The 1,378-nt window shown below is 61.6% G+C and carries 1 protein-coding gene; it reads left to right on the forward strand.

Annotation, left to right across the window (positions count from 1 at the left end; genetic code table 11):
• Nucleotides 1-1,032, forward strand: a 1,032-nt coding sequence (gene xerC, locus EAE91_RS23420; protein ID WP_214090536.1) for a site-specific tyrosine recombinase XerC, incomplete at its 5' end; no start/stop codon positions are given.
• Nucleotides 1,033-1,378: the final 346 nt, after the last annotated feature.

The following is a 1,378-nucleotide window of genomic DNA, read 5'->3' on the forward strand; positions in this document are numbered from 1 at the left end:
CCGAAAAGCCTGTATGCACTGCTGCTGCGCTTCGTGGCCTGGCGGCAGGAACGGAACTGGTCGGAAACCACGCTGAAAGTGCAGACCCATCACACCTATCACTTTATCCTGTGGGCCACGGACCGGGGCCTGTACTATGCTGCGGATATCACGCGGCCGATACTGGAACGTTACCAGCGCTACCTGTACCAGTACCGCAAGACCAACGGAGAGCCGCTGAGCATCCGCACCCAACGCACGCAGTTGCAGCCGTTACAGGTGTGGTTCAAGTGGCTGACGAAACAGAACCTGATACTGGCGAACCCGGCAGCGGACATTGAGTTGCCGCGGGAAGAAAAACGCCTGCCGCGGTATATCCTGAGCATTGATGAAATCGAGCATATCCTGTCGCTGCCTGACCCGAATACGTTGCAGGGCGCGCGCGACCGGGCCCTGATGGAGCTGCTCTGGTCAACGGGGATACGACGCAGTGAAGCGGCCCGGCTCGATATCTACAGCATTGACGGGTCACGCAAAACGGTGACCATCCGGCAGGGCAAGGGGAATAAAGACCGGGTATTGCCCCTCGGCGAACGGGCCTTAAACTGGCTCCAGTTCTATCAGCAGCAGGTTCGCCCGCAACTGCTGGTCACCCCGGACATCCAGTCGCTGTTCGTGGCAATGGACGGTCTCGACGGGTTGCAGCCGAACGGTATCACCCATGCCGTGAGCGGTTATATCCGGGCCGCCGGCATTGAGAAAAAAGGTGCCTGCCACCTGTTCCGGCATGCGATGGCGACCCAGATGCTGGAGAACGGCGCGGACCTGCGCTGGATACAGGCCATGTTAGGCCATGCCAGCGTGGAATCCACCCAGGTGTATACGCAGGTCTCTATCCGGGCCTTGCAGGCGGTACACGCCAGTACGCATCCGGCGGAGCAAATGGCCGACGAAAAAGTCCGCGACGCCGATGAGGTGGGTTTACTGGCCGACCTGTACGCCGACGATAACGCCGGCACGGACACGCCGCCGGACAGCCCAGAGCCGACCTGAACCTCCGATAGCCGCTGAGCGTCCGCCCGTCCCCGTTGAGTTGGGCGGGTTCGGTGTGGGGGCAGACCGTGGCCGGACTGCCCGTCAGCCTCGGCGCACGCGGGGGTAAATAGTCGTCAGGCGGCTCAACCACGGGCGTCCCCGTTAAGCCAGTACAGGCCGCCCAACGCCTATTCAACATAATGCGGGGGAATTATACGCACTGCGCCGGTGAGCCCGGGCAACCGCCTGAGCATTGATGAGCGGCTTAATGCGTATAATTGGCATTATGTCTTGCGCCCCCGCGGGTTAGCATCGAAGGGTGTGGCGCACAAGGCTGACGCCTTCTGCTGTCAGCCGCTGAGCC

This window comes from Photorhabdus noenieputensis (assembly GCF_018448935.1).
Taxonomy (GTDB): Bacteria; Pseudomonadota; Gammaproteobacteria; order Enterobacterales; family Enterobacteriaceae; genus Photorhabdus; species Photorhabdus noenieputensis.